Genomic DNA, 21,657 nt, shown 5'->3' with positions numbered 1-21,657 from the left:
TGTCAGTGCCCCTCCTTTCGCGCCCAGGGGCGGCCGGAGGCTTCCTCCTCGGCCATCATCTGCGCCTGCTGCTCGCGCAGGTGCCACGGCATTTCCTCGAACACGCCGTCGAACAGCGTGTCGAGCGGTTGATGCAGACCGTGGCCAAGGATGCCGTTGGTTTCCGCTTCCTTCTGCGCCGCGCGTACGCGTTCGGCGACGTCGCGATCCATTGCCGCGTGACGCTCATCATCCCACTCGCCGATCGCGATCAGATGCCCTTTCAGTCGCGCGACGGGATCGCCGAGCGGCCATGCCGTCGGTTCGCCCGCCGATCGATATTGCGACGGATCGTCCGAGGTCGAGTGCCCCTCCGCCCGATAGGTGAAATGCTCGATCAGCGTCGGGCCGGCATTGGTCCGCGCACGCTCGGCCGCCCATGCCGTCGCGGCATAAACCGCCAGCGCGTCATTGCCGTCGACCCGCAGGCCGGCGATGCCATAGCCGATCGCGCGCGCGGCAAAGGTCGTTGCCTCTGCCCCCGCGAACCCCGAAAAGCTGCTGATCGCCCACTGGTTGTTGACGACATTGAAGATCACCGGTGCGCGATAGACGGTGGCGAAGGTCAGCGCCGAGTGGAAGTCGCCTTCCGCCGTACTCCCCTCCCCGCACCACGTCGCCGCGATGCGGGTATCGCCCTTCGATGCCGACGCCATCGCCCAGCCGACCGCCTGCGGATATTGCGTCGTCAGGTTGCCCGAGATCGAGAAGAAGCCATAGTCCTTCGACGAATACATGATCGGCAACTGCTTGCCCTGCAACTTGTCGCCGCGGTTCGAGTAGATCTGGTTCATCATCTCGACCATCGGGTAATCCCGCGCGATCAGGATGCCCTGCTGACGATAGCTGGGAAAGGTCATGTCGTCGCGGTCGAGCGCCATCGTGCCAGCGACGGCGATCGCCTCCTCGCCGGTGCATTTCATGTAGAAGCTGGTCTTGCCCTGCCGCTGCGCGCGGAACATGCGCTCGTCGAAGGCGCGGACCGTCGCCATGTGGCGCAGCATCCGCCGCAACACGTCCGGGTCGAGGCGCGGGTTCCACGGGCCGACCGCCTGCCCCTGTTCATCGAGCACCCGGACCAGCGTGTAGGCCAGTTCGTGGAAGCTGTCGGGCGCAGCGGTCGTATCGGGACGCGACTGCGCGCCGGCGGCGGGCACGGCCACGTCGGCGAAGTCGACCGCGTCGCCGGGACGGAATTTGGGTTCGGGCACATGCAGCGCGAGGCGCGGCAGATTCGTGCGGCTATCGCCGGTCATGCACTCTCCATGTCGCTTCCACGTCGCCGGTTTCGGTCGCGCAGACTCGTTACACGCGCTTGTTATATAATTTCAACGCGCTTGGCGAGAGGGTGGATGGGTCCGGCGGGCGCTTTCGTCGAAATGGGGAGAAGCGGCGACCGACAATCCTTCCCATTTAGGGGGGACCTTCCGCAGGACGGTGGAGGGGATGTCCGCGCTCGCAACGCGTCCGTATGCGGACGCCCCCCTTCCACCAGCTTCACTGGTCCCCCTCCCCGTGCCGGGGAGGAAATTACTGGACCGGGAAGCCGCGGCGTTTGAACAGCGCGGTCACGTCCGGGTCGCGTCCACGGAAGGCGCGATAGGCTTCCTTGCGGTCGGTTTCGTTGCCGGTCGACAGCAGCGTCTTGCGGAAACGATCCGCCGTTGCTTTGTCCCAGACATTGCCGGTCGCCTCGAACGCGGCCCAGGTGTCGGCGTCCATCGTTTCCGACCACAGATAGGAATAATAGCCCGCCGAATAGGCGTCGGATGAGAACAGGTGATTGAACTGCGGTAGGCGGTGCCGCATCACGATTTCCTTGGGCATCCCGATCTGCGCCAGCGTGTCGCGCTCGAACGCCGCCGGGTCGGTCACCGGCGTCTCGCGATCATGCAACGCCATGTCGACGATCGCCGACGACAGATACTCGACCGTCGAGAAACCCTGATTGAAGGTCGACGACTTCTCGATCTTGTCGACCAGCGCCTGCGGCATCGGCTGGCCGGTCTGGTAATGTTTGGCATAGTGGTCGAGCACGTCGCGGGTCAGCAACCAGTTTTCGTTCACCTGGCTGGGATATTCGACAAAGTCGCGCGGCGTGCCGGCAAGACCCGGATAGGTAACGTCCTGCAACAGCGAATGGATCGCATGGCCGAATTCGTGGAACAGCGTCGTCGCATCGTCGAGGCTGATCAGCGTCGGCTGCCCGGCCGCACCCTTCACGAAATTATTGTTGTTCGACGCCAGCACGTTGGTCTCACCGCCCAGCTTCTGCTGGCCGCGATACCGGGTCGCCCATGCCCCCGATCGTTTGCCCGAACGGGCGAACGCATCGAAATAGAACACACCGACATTCTTGCCCGTCCGCGCGTCGGTCACGACGAAGGTCCGGACATTCTTTTCGAACACCGGAATCTGCCCGGTATTCTCGGTGAACTTCAGGTCGTAGAGCCGTCCCGCCGCATAAAAGGCACCGGCAAGGATATTGTCGAGTTGCAGATACGGCTTCACCTCGCTTTCATCGAGGTCGTACTTCGCCTTGCGCACCTTTTCGGCATAGAAGCGATAATCCCATGGCGCGATGGTGATGGTCGCGTCGTCCTTGACGGCAAGCGCCTGCATGTCCGCCACTTCCTCCCGCACGCGCGCGACGGCGGCGGGCCAGACGCGCATCATAAGCGCCTTCGCATTGGCAGGCGTGCCCGCCATCGTGTCGTCCATGCGGAGATAGGCGTGGTTGCGGAAGCCGAGCAGCTTCGCCCGCTCCTGCCGCAGCTTCAGGATCGTGGCGATTGTCGCCTTGGTATCGTTCGCGCCGCCATTGTCGCCGCGCATGGTGAAGGCACGCCAGACCTTTTCGCGCAAAGCCCGGTCGGTGGCATAGGTCAGCACCGGCGCGACCGACGACCGCGTGTTCACGATCGCCCATTTGCCGGCAAGGCCGCGTTCGTCGGCCGCCGCCTTCAGCGATGCGACGAAGCTGTCGGGCAGGCCCGCCAACTGCCTGGCATCGTCGACGACGATCCACGTCTCCTCGTCGGCAAGGACCTTTTGACTGAAGTCGTTATAGGCGACCGACAGGTGCTGGTTCAGGCCGCTGACCTGCTGACGCTGCGCATCGGTCAGCAGGCTGCCGCGCCGGACGAAGCTGCGATAGGTCCGCTCCAGCAAGCGCAATTGCTGGGGGTTCAGATTCTGTTTGGCGCGGCTGTCGTACGCCGCCTTGATCCGGGCGAACAGTTTCGGGTCGAGGAACAGTTCGTCGTTGAACGCCGACAGTTTGGGCGACCATTCACGATCGATCGCCTGCACCTCCTTCGTCGTGAGGTTGCTGGTATAGACGCCCCACATCGACCCGACGCGGTCCATCATCTCGCCGGCCAGTTGCAGCGGTTCGATGACCGTCCTGAACGTCGCCGGTCGCTTGTCGTCACGGATCGCGTGGATCTCGCGGCGCATCTCGGCCATCGCCACCGGGAAGGCGGCCGGAAACATCGCCGGCGTCACCTTGTCCCATGGCGGCACCCCCTGATATGGGCCGCCCCATTTCGCGGTCAGCGGGGTGGCGTCGATGGCGGCGGCGGCAGTCGGGGTTTGCGGCATGGCGGCTCCATTCGCCGGAAGCGCGAAAGCGGTCGTGGCGAGCAACGCGCCGAGACGTACGATCATCAACAGGTCCGTCCTAAATATCGAATATCGGCAAACTTAAAGATCGGGAGCCGCTTGGCAAGAACGGCGTTGATGCGGCAACGAAACGACACGGGGCCATCATGCACATCACGACCATCGCCGAACTCGACCGCGTCCGCGACGACGCGCGCAAGCTGGTGACCAAGCGCGCGCTGGTATCGGCGGGCGCTTCGGCGGTGCCGGTGCCCGGCGCGGACCTGATCGTCGACGCCAATATCCTGACGAAATTGCTGCCCGACATAAGCGACCGGTTCGGGCTGAGCGAGAAACAGGTTCAGGCGCTCGAACCCGATCGGGCCAAGCAGGTGCTGTTGATCGCCGCCAATCTGGGCAACGGCGTCATCGGCCGGTCGATCACCCGGCGGGTGGTGACGATGCTGATCCGCCGGGTCGGCGCGCGCTATGCCAGCAAGTCGTTGTTGCGGTTCGTGCCGTTCGCCGGACAGATCGCGGCGGCGGGCATCAGTTTCGGGGCGATGAAGCTGGTCGGCAATTCGCATATCGACGATTGCTACGAGACGGTTCGGCGGACGCTGCCGGCGTAGTGCAGTCGTGTTCGTCATTCCCGTGCGGACGGGAATGACGAACAGCGTGCGTCGGGAGAATCAGTCCGCCGGCACCAGTTCGATCACGTCCAGCAGCGATTCGAACCGCGGATAGGGCAGCACCAGCCGCCAGCGCCGTTCGCCGATGCGTTCCAGCACGCCCGCCATGTCGCGGTCGCGGTCCTGCCCATATTGCAGCGCCGCCCGTTCGTCGCCGAGCAACAGCGTGCCGAGGAAGATCGTCCGGTCGCCATCGGCGAACAACAGCCCGACCGGGCGCTGCGATCCGGTTTCCTTGTAGAAGCTGCGCACACGCCCTTCGTCGGCGATGCTGCAGTCGAACGGCGGATAGGCGGTGAAATCGCGCATCGCGCTACCCGCCGCGCCCAGTTTGAACACCCGGCAACGATAGCGGCCGGACGGAGCCGTGCCGGTCAGCGCGAGGTCGGGCTGAAACAACGCACCCTGCTCGGCGATCGCCGCCGGATCGGCCGCGCGGGCGCGGGGCAAGGCCGCCATCCACGCCTCGCGCCAGCGCCGCAGTCGATCGCGATCGGCCGGCGTCGCCACGCGCCGCCAGTCGTCGCCGGCGGCGGGACGCTCCGACGGAGCGGTGCCGGCCGATGCCGCCCCTGCCCCGCCGCCACAACCGCCGGTCGACAGGCCGAGCATCAGCCCGGCGATGCACGCGCTCTGCTTCATGCTGCGATCATGCCGCGGTCCAGCCGCCGTCGATCGACAGGTTGGTGCCGGTGATCGCCTTCGCCTCGTCCCGGCACAGATAGAGCGCGAGGCTTGCCACCTGTTCGGACGTGACGAACTCCTTGGTCGGCTGTGCCGCCAGCAGCACGTCGTTCATCACCTGTTCGCGGGTCAGGCCACGTGAGGCCATGGTATCGGGAATTTGTTGCTCGACCAGCGGGGTCCAGACATAGCCGGGCGAGATGCAGTTGGCGGTGATGCCGAAGGTCGCGACTTCCAGCGCGACGGTCTTGGTCAGCCCGGCCAGACCGTGCTTGGCGGTGACATAGGCCGACTTGTTGGGGCTGGCGACCAGACTGTGCGCCGACGCGGTGTTGATGATCCGGCCCCATCCGCCCTTCTTCATATGGGGCACGGCGGCCCGGATCATGTGGAAGGCCGATGACAGGTTGATCGCGAGGATTGCATCCCATTTGTCGATCGGGAATTCCTCGATCTTCGCGACATGCTGGATACCGGCATTGTTGACGACGATGTCGACCGATCCGAACTCCGCCGCCGCCTTGTCGACCATCGCCGCGATCTGGTCCGGCTTGGTCATGTCGGCCTTGTCGTAGCGCGCCTCGGCACCGCTTGCCTGCGCCAGCGCGGCGCGTTCGGCCTCGATTTTCTCCTCGTCGCCGAAGCCGTTGATGACGACGGTCGCGCCCTCCGCGGCAAATGCCTTCGCATAGGCGAGGCCGATGCCGGAGGTGGAGCCGGTGACGATCGCGGTCTTGCCCTTGAGGAACATGGATTATCCTTGGCGTTGATGAAGATGCGGGGTGAGGTCGAACGCCGCGGTCCGACCGTCGAGGATGTTTTCGGCGACGACGCGGGCATTGGCGAGCGTGTCGGCGATCGCCGCCCGACCCGCCGCCCAATGCTCCTCCATCGCGCGTGCCGAAAATTCGAAGTCGCGCGCCCCGCCTTCCCAACGATTGGCGCGATAGATCAGGTGGACGAGGCTCAAGGGGTGTTCGTCGGCCATCGCCTCGAGCGCGCGGACATCGGCATCGTCGCGCAGTTCGACCGGCAGCTTGGCGACCATGCGCCGGATCAGCTCGCGCTCCTGCCGCAGGCGCAGCCGGTCGGCGGTCACCTGTCGCGTCCGGCTGGAAAAGCGGATTTCCTTTTCCCGGGCGACGACATCGCCGATCGTGCGCGGCAACAGTGCTTCGGCGGGAAACAGATCGACCTGAAACACCAGCATCGGGTCGCGCTGATGGTCGAGGATGTGGGTCAGCGGGGTGTTGGATACCAGCCCGCCGTCCCAATACCAGCGCCCGTCGATCTCGACCGGCGGCAGGCCCGGCGGCAACGCGCCCGACGCCATGACGTGTCGCGCATCCAGGCGTTCGCGCGCGCTGTCGAAATAGACGAAGTTGCCGCTTTCGATATCGACCGCCCCGACGGACAGCCGCACCGGTCCGTCATTGACCCGATCCCAGTCGACCAGCCGGTCGAGCGTTTCACGTAACGGCGTCGTATCATAATAGCTGAGCGCAGCAGCCGTGCCGGGGGCGGCGAATTGCGGGGGCAGCCCGCGTTGGCGGAAGAAGCCGGGCACGCCGGTCGCCAGCACCACCCCCGCCGACCATTCATGCACCCATTCGCGCACCCGGTCGTCGGGCAGGATCGGGAACCATGGCAGCACGCCCGCCGCCTGCGTCCAGAAATCGCGCAGTCGTGCGACGCGATGTCCGGGCGGGTTACCGGCAAAGATCGCGGCGTTGATCGCACCGATCGAAATCCCGGCGACCCAGTCGACCTCGATCCCGGTCTCGTCCAGCCGCTCGATCACCCCCGCCTGATAGCTTCCGAGCGCGCCACCGCCCTGCAACACCAGCGCGACGCAGTCGGGGAGCGGCAGGCCGGGCGGGGATTGTCGGCGCAGGCGGGGATCGGCTTCGGCCATCGGGGACACTTTGTGAGTTATACGAATCGGTTGCAACGCCCCTACAACCGATTTCGTGGACAGCGGTTGCAACGCAGGTGCCGTTTCGCGCATTCCAGTACGGACCTTCAACGAACGGACCGCCGCCCATGCGCCTCGACGATCTCGATCCCGCCAGCAATGTAGAGGATCTCGGCCGGGGTGGTGGCGGCGGCGGAGGCGGATTCAACCTGCTGGGCTTGCTGCCATTGTTGCTGGGACGTGGGCTCGGCTGCGGGACGATCGGCATTCTTGCCGTCGTTGCCATCGCCTTCCTGATGTTCTCGGGCGGCGGTGGCCTGCTGACCGGTGGGCAGGCCCCGACGACGCAACAGGGTTCGCAGCAGGGCAATGTTCCGTGCGACACTGCCGAAGAGTTGTTCGCCTGCCGCGTCCTGCAATCGACCAACCAGACGTGGACGGCGATCTTCCGCGAACAAGGGCAGCAATATCCCCTGCCGACGATGCGCTTCTATCAACAAGGCGCGCGGTCGGGATGCGGTGCGGCGCAATCGGCGATGGGTCCCTTCTATTGCCCGCCGGATCGTGGCGTGTATCTCGACACCAGTTTTTTCCGGGAGTTGTCGCAACGGTTCGGCGCGGCGGGTGACTTCGCGCAGGCCTATGTCATCGCGCATGAGGTCGGCCATCATATCCAGAACCTGACCGGACAGGCCGAAACGGTCAGCCGCGCCCAGCAGACGCTGCCTAAGGCGCAGGGCAACGCCCAGTCGGTACGGCTGGAGTTGCAAGCCGATTGCTATGCCGGTGTCTGGGCGGCACGCAACCGCAACCGCCTCGAACCCGGCGATATCGAAGAAGGGCTGCGCGCTGCCCAGGCGATCGGCGACGACACGCTGCAGGGGAACAGTGCATCCCCCGAGACCTTCACCCATGGCACGTCGGCGCAGCGGATGAAGTGGCTGCAGCGTGGGTTGCAGAGCGGCGATCCGGCGCAGTGCGACACCTTCTCGGGTGCGATCTGATGAGCGTTGCGTTCCGGCGGGAAGATGATGACGAACATAAGGAGCCGCGCTTCGAACTGCCGTTGCCGCCCGGCCCCAATCTGGTGACCCAGCGGGGGCTTCAGGCAATGGCCAGTCAGGTCGAGCGGCTGGAGGCCGAACTGGCCGAAGCGGAGGGCGACGCCGAACGGAAGACGGCGATCAAGCGCGACCTGCGTTATTGGCGGACGCGGCATTCGACCGCCGAGATCGCGCCGATCCCCGAGGACGAGGTCGCGTTCGGATCGCGGGTGACCTATCGATTGAACGGGCAGCGCAAGACGATCGAACTGGTCGGCAGCGACGAAGCCGATCCGGCGGCGGGGCGCATCCCGTTCACCGCACCGCTCGCCGTCGCGCTCACCGGGCTGATGGCCGGCGAAACGGCCGATTTCGGCGGGCGGAGCGATGCGATCGAGGTGATCGAAACGGGTCCGATCGAACCGTGATCCGTATTCTCGTCGATGCCGATGCCTGTCCGGTCAAGGACGAGGTGTACCGCGTCGCCGAGCGTCTCGGCGCACGCGTGGCGATCGTCAGCAACAGCCAAATGCGCGTGCCGTTGGTGCCATGGGTCGAACGGGTGGTGGTATCGGACGGGTTCGATGCCGCCGACGACTGGATCGCCGAGGCAGCCGACAGGGACTGCGTGGTGGTGACGGCCGACATCCTACTCGCCGATCGCTGTCTGAAGGCCGGAGCCACGGTCATCGCGCCCAACGGCAAGCCGTTCACCGGCGCGTCGATCGGCGGCGCGATCGCGACGCGGGCGATCATGGCCGACCTGCGCGCGGGCGGCGAGCAACTGGGCGGCCCGCCGCCGTTCGGCAAGACCGATCGATCGCGCTTCCTGCAATCGCTCGACGCCGCGCTGGTCCGGCTGGCACGGGGTCGTTAGGAGCAACGCCATGGCCGAAAAATTCGAACGTCACCGCCAGCCCTGGCGACCCGATGAAATCCAGAAGCTGCACCAGCTTGCCGGCAAGGGCATGGCGCTGAAGGCGCTCGCCAAGGCGCTGACGCGCAGCGAGGAATCGATCAAGCAGCGCGCAAAGGAAGACGGGTTGAAGATCACCAAGCTGCATTAGGATCGATCGAAATTCGCCGATAATCGCGGAATTTCGTCATTCCCGCGCAGGCGGGAATCCATACACACCGACGGTTCGGCTCGATCCGCGACGCTGGCGTATAGGGACTGCCACCTGCGCCGGAGTGACGAACGGGGATCGAACGCTATTCCTGCGTCCAGCGAACCGAATGTCGATCCCGCCTGAATCCTCCCGATACGAAGGAGGACTGGCCGCAGGCTGGTGGAAGAGGGTGTCCGCTTACGGAAGCCATGCGTACCACGGCGAACCCCCTCCACCACCGCTTCGCGGCGGTCCCCCTCCCCGCAAGGCGGGGAGGAATTTAGAGCTTAACCAGCATCTTGCCCTTGTTCTTGCCACTGAACAGGCCAAGGAACGCGTCGGGCGTCGCTTCCAGCCCGTCGACCACCGTCTCTTCGCGCTGGAACTTGCCGCTCGCGACGATCTCGCCCATTCCCTGATGAAATTCGCCGATGCGGTTCATGAAATCGCTGACGATGAAGCCCTGCACGCGGATACGCGCGGCGATCACTCGCATCAGATAGCGCAGGCTGGTCGGCTGCGACGCGTTATAGCCGTCGATCATGCCGCAGATCGCGAAGCGCGCGCCCTGCTTCGCATGGGCCAGCGCCGCGTCGAGATGGTCGCCGCCGACATTGTCGAAATAGACGTCGATACCGTCCGGTGCGGCCGCGCCCAGCGCCTTCACCAACGGGACGTCGCCCTTGTAATCGAGGACGTGGTCGGCCCCGAGCGAGCGGACCCAATCGGTCTTGTCGGTACCGCCGGCCGAACCGATGACGGTCATGCCCTTCGCCTTGGCGATCTGCACCACGGTCGATCCGACCGCACCGGCCGCCGCCGAGACGAACACCGTGTCGCCGGCCCTGGCCTCCGCAACTGCCAGCAGCCCGAACCATGCCGTCATGCCGGGCATGCCGAGCGCGCCCAGAAACGCCTGATCGGGGATGCCGAGGTCGGGCAGCTTCTGCACGCCCTTGGCGGTGACGATCGCCTCGTCCCGCCATCCCGCCATGTGCTGGACCCGCGTACCGACCGGCAACTCCGCCGCCCGGCTCTCGATCACCTCACCGACCGCGCCCCCGTCCATCGGCGCATCCAGCGCGAAGGGCGGGACATAGCTTTTGCCGTCGTTCATCCGCCCGCGCATATAGGGATCGACCGACAGCCAGCGATTGGCGACGCGCACCTCGCCGTCCGCCAGTTCGCGCGTCGGCAGGTCGCGCAGTGCGAAATCCTCCGCCACCGGCATTCCGTTCGGCCGTCGCACCAGATGCCAAGCCTTTGCCATGCTCACGTCTCCATATCAGTTTCGATCCGCTACGTAAGGTGCAGCACGCCCAAAGCAAAGGGGGCCGGTTTCCCGACCCCCTCCGCCTGTCGCCGCTGCGAACCGATCAGTAGGTTCCGGGGAAGCTGCGATTGAGGTTCGTTTCACTGTCGCTCGACGACGTAGCGGACGTGCCGATGCCGGTCGTGCCGGTATTGGACGTGCCACCGATGCCGGGGCCGGCCGTGGTCGACGTGCCCGAACCGAGCGCCTGACCGGTGGTCGCGGTCGATCCGCTGCCATATTGACCGGTCGTGCGGTTGGTGTCGGTGTTGCGATCGTTGCCGAAGCGGTCGTTGCCATAACCGCGCTGCTGCGACGACTGGCCGCCGAACATTGCCTGCTGCTCTTCCTCGTCGCGCCATGCCTTCTTGGCTTCGCTGGCGGTCTTGCGCAGCTTCACCTTGTCATCGATCGATTCGACCCAGCGCGACGGGATCGAGTGATGATGGCCACCAGCGGCGGCATCGCTCTTGGTCAGGATGATACGATCGCCGCGCACCTTGTCGACGACGCCGACATGCTCGCCATCGGAGCCGAGCACTTCCATATGCTCGGTAACCCGGGTCAGGCTATCGCGCTGCGTCTGACGCTCGGTCCGGAACGCGGTGAATTCGTTCTGGAAACGGGTCGCGTTTTCCTGGCGATATTCGTCATAGTCGCGGTCGAACGCGCTGACCTGCGTGTCGCGCCACGAGCGATAGGCATGGTCGCTGTGCCGGTCGTCATAGCGCGACATCTGCTCGTCATAGCGCTGGTCGCGCTCGCGCCGACGTTCCGCGTCTTCGTCGCCGAACCACGACCGGACTTCGTCCCCGGCCCGTGCGAGAAAACCGCGATCCTCGGCATCATAGTCCCGATCGCTGCGGTTGCGGTCCTGGTTGCGGTCCGTGCCATAGCGGTTGTCGCCGCGGTTCCGTTCGCCATAGCGGTTGTCGGTACCATAGCGGTTCTCGTCATTGCCATAGCCGCCCTGATAGCGGTCACCCTGCGATCCATAGCTGCTGGACCCGCGGTCGCTATAGTCGAAGTCGCGGCTGGCATAGCCACGGTTCCGGTCGGCACCATAGGTCGAGCCCGAGGAACGGCTGCCCGACGAACTGCCGTAATAGTCCCGGCTGCGCCCGCCGTCACGGTCGTCACGCTGCGACGACGACCCGCCGTAATTCTGCTCGCCATAGCCGCGCGAGCCCTGTGCGCTGCCATAACCCTGCGAACCACCATAGCTGCTGCGCGAACGATCGTCGCGGTCGCGCGAGCGTCCGTCGTCGCCCGAGCGGTCGTTCCACGATGAGTCTTCGTTGCGCGGATAGCGATCATAACCCATGGAAATCTCCTGCAGATGTTCATGTTATCGCGGCGCAGCAGCGCGGGCTGCCATGTCGTATGCGAACAAGCGCCGACCCTGCGGTTGGTTCCAATCGGGATCATGGGCCGCGACGAAGAGCACCGCGGGAGCGATCGATCGCCCTGCGATCGGGCGGTCGGATTTTGTCGCTGCGACCGCGCGAGACCCGTTGCATCCGCCAAAACCGCCCGCTACAGAAAAGGCCCCGGCATGGCCGGATGAGGGGCGGGGCTGTAGCTCAGATGGGAGAGCGCTGCAATCGCACTGCAGAGGTCAGGGGTTCGATTCCCCTCAGCTCCACCACCCCTATCCTTTTCTTTTATCCGGACATTTTCGATCTCCCTTCCAGAGTAGGAGCGGCAGCTTCTCCGGTGGTCGTCCGGTGCAGGGCACCCGGAGCAAGCTGCTCGATCTCGTCGATCACGCTCTGAAGAGCGGTCTGCGCCGAGGCGAAATCACCTTCGGCGTAGATTTCTGTCTGGCTCGGCAACCGGTGACCCATGAAGCCTTGCAGATCCCAAGCGGTCGCGCCGCGCTTCCGCACGATCGTCGCCAGACTGTGCCGCAGAATGTACGACTGCCATTCCCGCCCGGTCGGCAATTCCAGCTCCGCAAGCATGGTATCCCACGCGCGGGCGACGTTGCGGATGGGGCGGCCGTAATAGTTGACGAGGTAGCCGCGGCCGACGCGGTCGTTGGCCGGTAGCTTGTGGTACGTGACCCATTCCGCCTGGAGCCATTGCGCGAGCAGCGGCAGGACGGGCAGCAGCGGCCGCGCCTTCTTGTTCTGGACCCGGCCGGCCGGGTTGAGGTCGATCGTCTCGCTGCCCAGTGCCCACTGTTGACGGTCGGGAGCGACGCAAATGTCGACGACCGCGCCCGGGCGCGCGATCGTGCAGATCGAGGCGATCAGGAACGCATGCAGCGAAGCCCGTTGCGGATCGGCGGCGGCATAGGCGACCATTCGCGCCAGCTCCGGCACACCAACACGGCTGCGGCGTTTCCGCTGAACCTTTTTCGCCGGCAACGCCCGATAGGTCGGCCGCTTGTCGGATCGGGGCGGATCAGCGTTTGCAGCGTGATTCAGCACGGCGGCGGTCTGCGCGATTACCGTCTCAGTCGCTGCCGGTGAGCGCGGGCGCGACTTCGTGATCTCCCCTTCCCCGTTGCGCCAGACAACCGGCTGTGCCCCGGACCATTCGCGCAACGCATTCGCGAACGACGTCGTGCAGGCGACCGCGCAGGTCGTCGCGACGCCAAATTTGCCGCCGATCGCGTCCTGCGATTCGAGGAAATCCAGCGTATGATTCAGGCGCATTTCGATCGCCTCGGCCGAGGCGCGGTTGTCGCCCCATTCGAGCCGGTAATCAGCGATCGCGTCGGTCAGCAGATATTGCTCGGCCCTGGCAATCGGTTGACCGCAAGCGTGACAGAATGCCGGGCTTTCCGACGCGTCAGAGAGATACCGGCGATCGAGCGCTAGGATCGCGTCGCCCTCGTCCGCCGTGCGCGTCGATGCGCTGCGGACACGTCGAGCGTCGAGGTCGTACCAGAAGATGGTGAGGTAGGGACTACGGAGAGTGTCGTCCGCCCGCCTGTCCCAGTCGAGCCAGTATTTCCCCCGTCGATAGATTGGCGGCGCGCGATCCGGCACAGTGACTGTTCCTCGTGAAATTTTGTTTTGGCGGGGCCGGTTAGGTCAAAGATGCCGAGATTGGTAAGCAGGTCGAGATCGGCGGCGGACAGGCTGATCCCTTTGCCCAGCTCGCAGGCTCGACTGAGCCGGCGATCCAGGCGGACGATAGGTGCGCTCATGGCGTTGCTCCTGCGGTTTTGGCCGCTGCCAACGCGGCTTCCCATGCTTCGCGGGTGGTGAAGGTCGCGCCGATCTCGATGCCTTCGCTGTCGGCGACGTCGAGCAGCTGATGCCAGCTGTCGAAGGGCTCGGCCTCGTCGACCGTCGAACCGTACCGGCCGTCTTCGTCGCGCGCCCATGCAGCGCCATCGAGGGCGACGATCGCCGGCGGGTCCATGGCGTACAGCGCCTCCCAACGCTGCTGCTCGGCTTCCTCAGCGGCCTGTCGTTCGGCCTGCCGGCGATTGGCCTCGGCCTCTTCCTCGTCATGCCGTCGCTCGCCGGCCTTCCGTTGCGCGGCGATCTCCGGTTCGGCGACGAAAATGTTGACCGGTACCAGTACGCCCTGCACGCCGCCGATCGACGTCGACTCGCCATCTTGGCCGGTCCAGTAGGCACGACCTTCCAGCGGCGTGCTGGCGAACAGCGGCGATCCGCCGAGCGCATTCAGGGCGAGGCGGCGCGACCAGCGGATAATGCCACGGGTGCGCTTGATCTCGGCAAGCTGCTCGGCCGTGACGAGGTTGTGCGGCTCGCTCGACTGCCGCGTCGACAGTGCGACCGTCTCGCGCTGTTCCTTCGGGACGGCGACGGTCTTCGGCCAGTGCATCAGCTCGCCGGTCTCGCTGATCCCGACGAGGACGTGCACGGGGATTTCCTCGGCGCGGATGCGCTGCCACATCGATTCCTGATTGGCGGTATTGATGATCACGCAGCCATTGGGTGCCGGTATCGGGCCGGTGTATCCCCAGCTCGCAAGGACCAGCCCGGGCACGGCGACATGGCCGGCGATTGTCGGCGACAGGTTCTTGTGGGCGCGCAAATGCTCAACCAGCGGGGCGGCGCGTTCGTCGAGCAGCTCGGCGGCGATCGTCAGCAGCAGGACCGGGTGGGCGAGCACCTTCGCACCGATCGGCGTGTCGCGGAACAGGTCGTCCTCATATCCGCCGCCGCGCGCCTCGTACGTCCCGGCCCCGACGAAGCGATAGAGCGGGTGCGTCGTCCGCATCCCCTTCGCGTCGATGGCATGGCGAATGTTCCGGACCGAATGGCCGTCGTGTGACCGCTTCGATTCCGCGAGAAAGATTTCCTGCTGGAACGCTCGGTCCTGCGTCGCAGCGTATGCAGTGGCAGCATCGAGCGTGATCGTACGATCGGCAAGCGCGTCGAGGATCTCGGGTGCCAGCGCCGCCAAGCGCAGGCGCTGCTGCACGAGGCGCTCGCTGAAGCCGAACCGCTTCGCGAGGCTCGACACCGTATGGTGCCCGGTATCGACCAGTGCCTTGAAGCCGAAGACCTCGTCGACGGGCGACATCGTCCGCTGCTGGATATTTTCGGCGAGCGAAAGCTCGACCGCCAGTTCCCGGTCGCGGATCAGGACCGGCACCGGAAAATCACCAGAGATGGCCCCGTCAAACATCAGCCGGTCGAGCGCCTGGAGGCGACGACCGCCGCCGACGATATGGACGGTCGGGCTGTTGTCGTTCGTGTAGCCGATCAGCGACTGAAGCAGGCCGTGCGCGCGGATATCGTCGGCGAGCGACTGGACGTCTTCATCGATGCGCGTGCGGCGGACGTTCTCGGCCGCGCGGACCAAGGTCCGCAGCGGGAACGGCGTAGGAGCGGACGGGATCACGACTGGCGCGGCCTTGGGGCCGGCGATGGTCAGCTTGGGTCGAGCGGTTTTCGTCACGGCGGTCATGCTGCGATAGTCTCCGGCTTGCGGCCGCGAGCGCCGCGCGGCATGAGCCTGCGCGTCTCGACCGGGCGGCCTTCGTGTGCGCTCACACCGGCGAGGGCATCCGCCGGTGCGTCGGGATCGGTGAGGGGGGCGGCTTCCGGCCTGCCCCCCGAACTGGCGGACGCGATCGCGTCCTCGATGTCGATTTGGCGATCGTCGCCGGCGTCGCTGCCATAGGTCACCGACATGGCGATGCGGCACCAAGTCTGATGCCCGGTGCGGTCGTGATGCTGCGCGGCCAGCGCCTGCGCGTTGGCGCTGGTCCAGAACGCGGCGTCGCCATGGCAGACGAAGCAGCCTGCCGTGGTATCGCGCCTTCGGGTGGTAGCGCGGGTCATGCGTTGACGGTCCCGCGCTTGCTCTCGATCGGAGCGGTCTGTGCGCCGGTGGCGACGATCGTCACCTGCCGCTTCGCATGCACGGTCACGACATCGATGACACCCAACCGCCGGAGGTCACCGAACGCCTTTGCCGCGTCGGACGTATCGCTGCCGATCCGCTCGGCGAGCGCGGCGTTGGTTGGGCATGCAGCGTTTTCGGCCGCGAGCGCTTCCAGCACGTTGAAGACGCGACGTTGGTTGATGCCGAGCTTCACCGGATTGCCTCATCGGCCAGCTCGCGCAGCGACCATTGGTCAAGCACTGCGATGCCAGGTGCGGTCATGAGCCACAGCGGCATCGTCTCGCCGTGCGACGAGACCCTGCTTTCTACAGGAACGATATGCACGCGCCGGGCGCGGAGCGCGTTGAGCACGGCGTCGATTGATGGCCACCGGCCGTGCAGATCGATGCGCCGAAGCCTCTCGCGGTCCGGTGCGGCCGAGCCACGTCGACCAGCAGCCCGATCGCGCTCGGCCGCCGCGGCGGTCTGTTCATCGAAGTTGCGCCGGGCGGCGTCGTATGGCGTCTCGTCACCACGCGCGCCCGTTCTTTCGCGCGCTCGGTCCATGGATTCGCGGAAATTCTTGAAGGCCTGCTCGCTAGTCTGTCGGTACCAACCGTCGCTGAACCAACCGTCCCTCGTCGCCCTTGCGCGCCGAAGCATCTCGTCCACATCGTGGTCGAATGGACGCGCAGAGCCGTCCCCGCCGGGCTGACCAGCGTCGCCCTTCTGCCCGGACGGTTTGGAAGCGGCAGCGCTTGGCTTCGATCGGCCCGGTATATCGAACAGGTCGAGCGACAGTCCTGCCCGTTCCGCGATCGCTGTGCCGCGCGCAATCGCCGCCTCCCGTTCACCGTCGAACTGCGTCGACCGGGCGACCGCGAAGCATTGCTCCGCGAGTTTCTTGGCGCGAACAGGATTAGTGCGGGAGGAGGCGGCGGTCACAGGGCGCGCTCTGCCGCTACGGCCAGCGCCTCGCGGACGATAGCTGCCACCCACTGCTTCCCATCCTCGTTCAGCTCGCTCCATTCGGGTGCCGCGAAGGTCCGCAGTACCGACGGAGCGTCGCAGATGGCTTCGGCCATGCCCGTGAAAGTGGACGTAGGAAGGACGCGCAACAGACTTGCTTCTTTGAAGCGATCGAAAAGGATCAGGGTCCGGAGCGGCCTGGCCGTAAACGCACCCATCACAGTCCGACCATGATCTGGATACCGGGGCCGCCGACCAGCCAATCGGTCACCAGCGCGGCGATCAATCCGACGGTGAACATTGCGACTGTCTCGATCGCGGCCTTCCGGTGATAATCGGCGTCGCAATCGGGACAGTTGCAGTCGGTCAGGTGGATCGTCGTCACCCGGCGCGGAGCCTGGTCGTGACGCGGGGAAAACGGGCGAACGCGGGGCATCAGCGGTCTCCATTCCGGTTGAGGTTGCGAAGCGTGGTGAGCGCCAGCAGGCAGGCGAGGCCGGCGGCGATGACGGCGAGCGGCGCGCGGCCGACGATGCCGAAGCCGGTGGCAAGGCCGGTCAGCAGCGCGGAAGCGCGCAGGAAATTGCGGTTCAACGGGGTGAGCGGGCGCATCAGGTCGCGCTCGCGCAAGAAATGCAGAGGTCCGGCGCGTCCCAGCCCCATGCCGGCACGGCGATCCCGAGCGGCCCTGTGTCGCTCGATGCGCAGATCCGGCACAGGCGGGGCAAGGGCAGGTCGTACCCGTCTTGGATCAGCGACAGCCGTTCGAGGACCGCGAGATCGAACGGGAATTGTTGCCGCAGGGCGACGATCGTCGACCAGCGCACCGCGACGAGATCGGCCTCGATCATCTTCAGCCATTCGACCCGCTCTGCCTGCGACAAGGCCGGATCAGTCTCGATGACGTCGACGACGTCTTCGTGCGACTTTCCGGACGCAGTGCGTCGACACTTCAGGTACGCTCCGGGGGTCAGGGTCACGAAAGTCTCCGGGCAGCAGAAATCCGCTTCGCGAACCGGGGTGGTCGCGAACCGGGGCGGGATCGGTTAGGTGGTCAGGCCGACGTCGGCGTCAGATCACGGGGACTGCCCCGGTGGTTGCATCATTTTCTGAAGGATCGGCATGATCCTGCGCTTGGCCGAGAAGGCTTGCAGCAGCTCGCGCATCGCCTTGCGGCGTTTTGCGGGAGAGGCGTTCGGAAGGCTCGCTTCGAGGAGCGCGGCATGGGCCTCGCTCGATTCGCGGAAAGCGTCGATGGTGGCGTCCATGAGCTGGCGTTCGCACGACAGGGTGCCGGAGCCGCTGTCGTCGATCATCAGCGCCATCATGTCATGGATCGGGCGGCCACCAACGATGCTGTCGTGCGCGGCATCCAGCAGCACGGCATCGCGGCAAGTCAGCTGCTCGCGCTTCTCCGGGTGCGACAGGGCGCGCAGATACTGGGGGCTGCGACCGGTAATCTCGACAGCACGCTCGATCGACAGCGCCTCGACGACGTCGCGCAGCGTCTGCTCAATCGAAAGGGGTTCGCACGCCGTGGTCATGCGCGTGTCCCGAAATACGGGGCCGATCGTCGCATACGACCGGCCCCGCCCGCGCCTAGGGAGGTATGACAGCGCGGTGCCTGCGCCCGGCCGGTACGATACAGGGCGACCGGGCGCAGTTTCCGGCCGTTGTTCGGGCGGCCGAAAGGGGGAAAGGCGTGGGGGATGGTCATTGCCGGCCTGCCGGCAGGAAATCAGGACAGCCGGCCGAACGGTCGGCCACTGAGATAGGCACCGGGCCGCGCTGGCCTACCCACGATGCGTCTGCTGCGCGCTGGACTGCGTCGGTCAGGCGCGTGCCGCAGTCGCGGCAACCGCAAACGGCATCGCAGAAGGTGCGGTCGCGGAAGCACATCACGCCGGCGCGCCGCCATTGGCAGCGATCTCAGACACCGTCGTCGCTTGTGCAAACAAATCAGGGCGCAATCGCTCTTTTGGTACACCGGTACCAGCTTCCGCCAGCAAGACGCACTCGGCCGCTAGGGGCTTTCCGCTCTGTAGCAGCTGAAAGACGTACGTCTGACTGCGACCGATAATGCGCGCGAACGCCGATTGCGATCCCGCACGACGAACCGCTTCTGCGAGCGGGGTTGTGAGGTCGGCTTCGATTCCCATACCCCTAGCTATTGCAATTGCTTTAGTTACGTCAAATGGAAAAATCAGATCGCACATTATTGCGATTGCAATAGACCATTCGTCATGGCGGTATTGATCAGCGATAGGCTGAGAGCGAGGCTGTCGGAAGTTGGCCTTAGCCAGTCCGAGCTGGCGCGCCGTGCGCACATCACACAGGGAACAATCGGCGGACTTCTCAGTGGAAAGTCGCGCTCTTCTTCACATCTGCACGTCATTGCACGCGAGCTGGGTACGACGCCCGCCTATTTGACCGGTGAAGTGGACGATCCCGATCGTGATGCTCCTGAACCACCCATGCTGACGCAAGAGCAGACCGAATGGCTGGCCATCTTCGACGCCCTCGACGTGCCGAATCGTGCCGCGTTGATGCAGATCGGCCGGACCATGATCACTGGCATGAACCTACCGAGGAGCGCGAACCCATGAGCGAGCAGGACCTTTCATGATCGCGACCGTGGTCTTCGTCGGCTAACTTACCGGCAGGCAAAGGGTCATCGATTTCATGAAAGGCAGCGACCAGTTAATTGCGGGTATCGTCCGGGTACGCCCCTGCCCCACTGTCCCCGAAAGCACGAAGTACCGCGCCCGTCAGATCATGACGGCGGACGGCGTGTCCGCCGCTGATCACTTTGCCGTTATGCTCCCCAAGCTTCGAATGACCTCCTTGGAGGCGGTGAATGTGAGGTGGCCGTAATCGAAGTGGTAAGGTCCACCATCGCCGTCGAACAGCTGGCACTTGCGCTTGGGGCATTCGAGTTCAGTTTCGGAAAGATACTGGCCGCCGGCGTTTTCAACGAGTGGCTTCATCCGTCGATCCAGATCAAACCGACTGCGTTTGATAAGGGCACTGATACGGGAAGGATCCCCGGCCAACATTGAACGAGCCAGTACCCGCGGCATGTCGACGCTGTACTCGGTGGTCGGGCCGATGACGGTCACGGCCAAGCCAAGCTTCCGAAGGTAGGAAACGGTGTCGATGAGCGAGGCAACTTCGCTTCCCCGCCAACGACCAGCGAGAACGACACCCACAACGTCAGGGCGACGGACAATATCGTTCAAAACCAGTTTCATCACGGAAACACATCGGTCGCGACCCTTGAACGCAAGGGTCGGCCTGCATCCCGACGCAGTTGCTTGGACGACGTTCACCTGGGGGAAGCGTAACGCGATTGCCCGCCAATATTGTGCAGCGTGGCTATCGCCCATGACGATCACATTCGGCTGTCCAGTCCGAAGCGTCAGGCAACGCGCGCGATCGTATTGCTGCCCTTCACTCGCGAAGCACGTGCCCCCTCGAAACTGGTAAGGGTGCTGGGGTTTCGTCCGATAGTCGGCATAGCTTCCGACAAGATCGACTGACGCGGGGTGCTGCACGATCGCAGCTGCCTGCGAGCTTACGAGAAGCGACGCGCCGGCGACCGACGCCACGGCAACCCCGCCCGCGATCAATACCGTCCGAGAACGCGTCTGACGGTGCCGTCGCAAGAAAGGTTGCTCGACCAGAAAATACGAAACCGTCGCGGCAGCGAACGATAACGCAACGACGAGAACCTTCCCGCCGGTGCTTATCTCCATGCCGTAGTTCAGCCGATAAAGTGTGATGATCGGCCAGTGCCAAAGGTACAGTGAATAGGAAATGAGACCGACAGCGCGGACCGGCTGCCACGCCAGCATGCGAGCCGTCACCGCATCGCGTCCATACGCTATCAGCAGTGCCGCGCCGGAGCAGGGCAACAACGCCCACGGTGCAGGAAACGCATAATCCGGCCGGATTTTGAATACGGCGAACAACACCAGTGCCGCGCCAACCACGGCGGCGACGTTCCGCGCATGCTTCGAGGCGATTTTGGGCAGCACGTTCAGTGCAATTAGCGCGCCTATTCCCAGCTCCCATGCGCGCATCGGGATCAGGTAGAACGCGGCGGTAGGTTCTGTCCGGCTGAAATACATCGACAGTGCGAACGAGAGAACCGTCGCGAGCACTACGGCAACCTTCATGTAACGCGGGAGCCAGCGATGCATGAGCAACACGAAGAATGGGAAGAAGATGTAGAACTGTTCTTCTACGCCTAGGGACCACGTGTGGAGCAGTAGCTTCGTTTCCGATCCGGAATCGAAGTAATTGACGGTTAGCCAGAAATGGATGTTCGCAACGAACGCTATCGCGGCAGCGGCACTCCTTCCAAGGTCGCGTAGTTCGACCGCCAGTAGGAGGAATTTGCCTGCAATCAGCGTCCCGAGCAGCATCAGCGCCAACGCCGGTAGAATGCGAACCGCGCGGCGTTTGTAAAAGGTCGCTATGGAGAACGTTCCAGCGTCCAGATCTTGGGTGATGATGGAAGTAATCAAAAAGCCGGATATGACGAAAAATATGTCTACGCCAACGAACCCACCGTGCAGCGTTGATACGCCCGCATGGAATAGCAAGATCGGCACGATCGCGGCCGCACGCAGACCATCGATATCATTCCGGTACTGCATTCAACCCCCTTGTCCGAACCCGAATCAGCGCAGCTCTGCCATGGGCTCCGCGAGATCCGCGTAAGGGCCTTAATCTCCAGACGCTTCTTTGTAAGGCAGTCGATGACGCGAATGCGTATAATCGATCGATTGGCACGGGTACCGCTTGGGTAAGCTGTCTTCGTGCCCCGCTAGGAACTAACGGTTTTCGTTGATCTCGTGGACGAGCGGCGGAGCGTACGTCCGGCGCGCGGATGTCCGGCCATTGGACGGTTGGCGGAAACACAATGGCGATCTAAACCTGAACGATGTCGCAAACGCAGCAGACG

The 21,657-nt window shown here is 64.7% G+C and carries 25 protein-coding genes and 1 tRNA gene; 7 read left to right on the top strand and 19 right to left on the bottom strand.

The annotated features are described in order from the left end of the window. Positions 1-2: 2 nt before the first annotated feature. Together ASE70_RS16075 and ASE70_RS16070 are read right to left on the bottom strand one after the other, a co-directional pair. Complete coding sequence (locus tag ASE70_RS16075) at positions 3-1,295, bottom strand: 3-methyl-2-oxobutanoate dehydrogenase (2-methylpropanoyl-transferring) subunit alpha (RefSeq protein ID WP_056507040.1); 1,293 nt, start codon at positions 1,293-1,295, stop codon at positions 3-5. 274 nt (positions 1,296-1,569) lie between these two features. After that, positions 1,570-3,708, bottom strand: coding sequence for a M3 family metallopeptidase (locus ASE70_RS16070; RefSeq protein WP_056507039.1), 2,139 nt, complete (start codon positions 3,706-3,708; stop codon positions 1,570-1,572). A 101-nt stretch (positions 3,709-3,809) separates the two neighbouring features. On the opposite strand from ASE70_RS16070, the gene ASE70_RS16065 reads away from it, so the two are divergent. Continuing rightward, a complete protein-coding gene (locus ASE70_RS16065; protein WP_056394601.1) occupies positions 3,810-4,274 on the top strand; it encodes a hypothetical protein in 465 nt (154 codons plus the stop codon). A 60-nt stretch (positions 4,275-4,334) separates the two neighbouring features. Here ASE70_RS16065 and ASE70_RS16060 read toward each other — a convergent pair whose 3' ends face one another. The 3 genes from ASE70_RS16060 to ASE70_RS16050 are packed head-to-tail and all read right to left on the bottom strand — an operon-like array spanning position 4,335 to position 6,933. Beyond that, positions 4,335-4,976: a DUF4893 domain-containing protein gene (locus tag ASE70_RS16060; RefSeq protein WP_056507036.1), complete on the bottom strand. Its 642-nt coding sequence runs from the start codon at positions 4,974-4,976 to the stop codon at positions 4,335-4,337. 7 nt (positions 4,977-4,983) lie between these two features. Beyond that, on the bottom strand, positions 4,984-5,769 hold the full coding sequence (locus ASE70_RS16055; RefSeq protein ID WP_056507033.1) for a 3-hydroxybutyrate dehydrogenase: 786 nt from the start codon (positions 5,767-5,769) through the stop codon (positions 4,984-4,986). A 3-nt stretch (positions 5,770-5,772) separates the two neighbouring features. Beyond that, complete coding sequence (locus ASE70_RS16050; RefSeq protein WP_056507030.1) at positions 5,773-6,933, bottom strand: patatin-like phospholipase family protein; 1,161 nt, start codon at positions 6,931-6,933, stop codon at positions 5,773-5,775. Positions 6,934-7,061: 128 nt separating this feature from the next. Between ASE70_RS16050 and ypfJ the strand changes: the two genes are divergently transcribed. The 4 genes from ypfJ to ASE70_RS16030 are packed head-to-tail and all read left to right on the top strand — an operon-like array spanning position 7,062 to position 9,043. Continuing rightward, positions 7,062-7,937 carry a KPN_02809 family neutral zinc metallopeptidase gene (gene ypfJ, locus ASE70_RS16045; RefSeq protein ID WP_056507026.1) on the top strand — a complete coding sequence of 292 codons (876 nt, stop codon included), beginning with the start codon at positions 7,062-7,064 and terminating at the stop codon, positions 7,935-7,937. After that, entirely contained in the window at positions 7,937-8,404 is a 468-nt protein-coding gene (locus tag ASE70_RS16040; RefSeq protein ID WP_056507024.1) for a GreA/GreB family elongation factor, read from the top strand. The genes ypfJ and ASE70_RS16040 overlap by 1 nt, the downstream gene beginning before the upstream one ends. Continuing rightward, the gene (locus ASE70_RS16035) at positions 8,404-8,853 is read left to right on the top strand and encodes a YaiI/YqxD family protein (RefSeq protein WP_082451089.1); all 450 of its coding nucleotides are present in this window, start codon (positions 8,404-8,406) and stop codon (positions 8,851-8,853) included. The genes ASE70_RS16040 and ASE70_RS16035 overlap by 1 nt, the downstream gene beginning before the upstream one ends. A gap of 10 nt (positions 8,854-8,863) precedes the next feature. Then, positions 8,864-9,043 carry a hypothetical protein gene (locus tag ASE70_RS16030; RefSeq protein ID WP_055996041.1) on the top strand — a complete coding sequence of 60 codons (180 nt, stop codon included), beginning with the start codon at positions 8,864-8,866 and terminating at the stop codon, positions 9,041-9,043. Between the two features lie 322 nt (positions 9,044-9,365). Here ASE70_RS16030 and ASE70_RS16025 read toward each other — a convergent pair whose 3' ends face one another. Together ASE70_RS16025 and ASE70_RS16020 are read right to left on the bottom strand one after the other, a co-directional pair. Beyond that, positions 9,366-10,355 carry an NADP-dependent oxidoreductase gene (locus ASE70_RS16025; protein WP_082451079.1) on the bottom strand — a complete coding sequence of 330 codons (990 nt, stop codon included), beginning with the start codon at positions 10,353-10,355 and terminating at the stop codon, positions 9,366-9,368. 106 nt (positions 10,356-10,461) lie between these two features. Continuing rightward, complete coding sequence (locus ASE70_RS16020; protein WP_056507016.1) at positions 10,462-11,721, bottom strand: DUF2171 domain-containing protein; 1,260 nt, start codon at positions 11,719-11,721, stop codon at positions 10,462-10,464. Between the two features lie 248 nt (positions 11,722-11,969). Between ASE70_RS16020 and ASE70_RS16015 the strand changes: the two genes are divergently transcribed. Then, a tRNA-Ala gene (locus tag ASE70_RS16015) sits at positions 11,970-12,045 on the top strand. Positions 12,046-12,061: 16 nt separating this feature from the next. On the opposite strand, the gene ASE70_RS16010 is transcribed toward ASE70_RS16015, so the two are convergent. The 11 genes from ASE70_RS16010 to ASE70_RS19375 all read right to left on the bottom strand — a co-directional run bounded on the left by ASE70_RS16010 (position 12,062) and on the right by ASE70_RS19375 (position 18,904). Continuing rightward, positions 12,062-13,396 carry a hypothetical protein gene (locus tag ASE70_RS16010; protein WP_056507013.1) on the bottom strand — a complete coding sequence of 445 codons (1,335 nt, stop codon included), beginning with the start codon at positions 13,394-13,396 and terminating at the stop codon, positions 12,062-12,064. A 157-nt stretch (positions 13,397-13,553) separates the two neighbouring features. After that, positions 13,554-15,299, bottom strand: a complete 1,746-nt coding sequence (locus tag ASE70_RS16005; protein ID WP_056507009.1) for a ParB/RepB/Spo0J family partition protein — start codon at positions 15,297-15,299, stop codon at positions 13,554-13,556. After that, positions 15,296-15,676, bottom strand: coding sequence for a hypothetical protein (locus tag ASE70_RS20465; protein WP_200925659.1), 381 nt, complete (start codon positions 15,674-15,676; stop codon positions 15,296-15,298). The genes ASE70_RS16005 and ASE70_RS20465 overlap by 4 nt, the downstream gene beginning before the upstream one ends. Then, positions 15,673-15,933 carry a hypothetical protein gene (locus ASE70_RS15995; RefSeq protein WP_056507005.1) on the bottom strand — a complete coding sequence of 87 codons (261 nt, stop codon included), beginning with the start codon at positions 15,931-15,933 and terminating at the stop codon, positions 15,673-15,675. The genes ASE70_RS20465 and ASE70_RS15995 overlap by 4 nt, the downstream gene beginning before the upstream one ends. Beyond that, positions 15,930-16,664, bottom strand: coding sequence for a hypothetical protein (locus tag ASE70_RS15990; RefSeq protein ID WP_056507002.1), 735 nt, complete (start codon positions 16,662-16,664; stop codon positions 15,930-15,932). The genes ASE70_RS15995 and ASE70_RS15990 overlap by 4 nt, the downstream gene beginning before the upstream one ends. Further along, positions 16,661-16,804: a hypothetical protein gene (locus ASE70_RS20030; RefSeq protein ID WP_156356311.1), complete on the bottom strand. Its 144-nt coding sequence runs from the start codon at positions 16,802-16,804 to the stop codon at positions 16,661-16,663. Before ASE70_RS20030 ends, ASE70_RS15990 begins: the two co-directional genes overlap by 4 nt. Before the next feature lie 101 nt (positions 16,805-16,905). Continuing rightward, on the bottom strand, positions 16,906-17,124 hold the full coding sequence (locus ASE70_RS20025; protein WP_156356310.1) for a hypothetical protein: 219 nt from the start codon (positions 17,122-17,124) through the stop codon (positions 16,906-16,908). Next, complete coding sequence (locus ASE70_RS15980) at positions 17,124-17,300, bottom strand: hypothetical protein (protein ID WP_156356309.1); 177 nt, start codon at positions 17,298-17,300, stop codon at positions 17,124-17,126. The genes ASE70_RS20025 and ASE70_RS15980 overlap by 1 nt, the downstream gene beginning before the upstream one ends. Beyond that, positions 17,300-17,668, bottom strand: a complete 369-nt coding sequence (locus ASE70_RS15975; protein WP_056506995.1) for a hypothetical protein — start codon at positions 17,666-17,668, stop codon at positions 17,300-17,302. The genes ASE70_RS15980 and ASE70_RS15975 overlap by 1 nt, the downstream gene beginning before the upstream one ends. A 96-nt stretch (positions 17,669-17,764) precedes the next feature. After that, positions 17,765-18,232, bottom strand: a complete 468-nt coding sequence (locus ASE70_RS15970) for a hypothetical protein (protein WP_056506992.1) — start codon at positions 18,230-18,232, stop codon at positions 17,765-17,767. 354 nt (positions 18,233-18,586) lie between these two features. Beyond that, on the bottom strand, positions 18,587-18,904 hold the full coding sequence (locus ASE70_RS19375) for a transcriptional regulator (RefSeq protein ID WP_082451078.1): 318 nt from the start codon (positions 18,902-18,904) through the stop codon (positions 18,587-18,589). Between the two features lie 27 nt (positions 18,905-18,931). Between ASE70_RS19375 and ASE70_RS19370 the strand changes: the two genes are divergently transcribed. Next, positions 18,932-19,294, top strand: a complete 363-nt coding sequence (locus ASE70_RS19370; RefSeq protein ID WP_082451077.1) for a helix-turn-helix domain-containing protein — start codon at positions 18,932-18,934, stop codon at positions 19,292-19,294. Between the two features lie 198 nt (positions 19,295-19,492). On the opposite strand, the gene ASE70_RS15965 is transcribed toward ASE70_RS19370, so the two are convergent. After that, a complete protein-coding gene (locus ASE70_RS15965; protein WP_056506989.1) occupies positions 19,493-21,349 on the bottom strand; it encodes an acyltransferase family protein in 1,857 nt (618 codons plus the stop codon). Positions 21,350-21,657 lie beyond the last annotated feature (308 nt).

Origin of the sequence: Sphingomonas sp. Leaf22 (assembly GCF_001421715.1) — a bacterium.
In the GTDB taxonomy this organism is placed as follows: Bacteria; Pseudomonadota; Alphaproteobacteria; order Sphingomonadales; family Sphingomonadaceae; genus Sphingomonas.
This window is presented reverse-complemented; position numbering and strand designations above follow the sequence as displayed.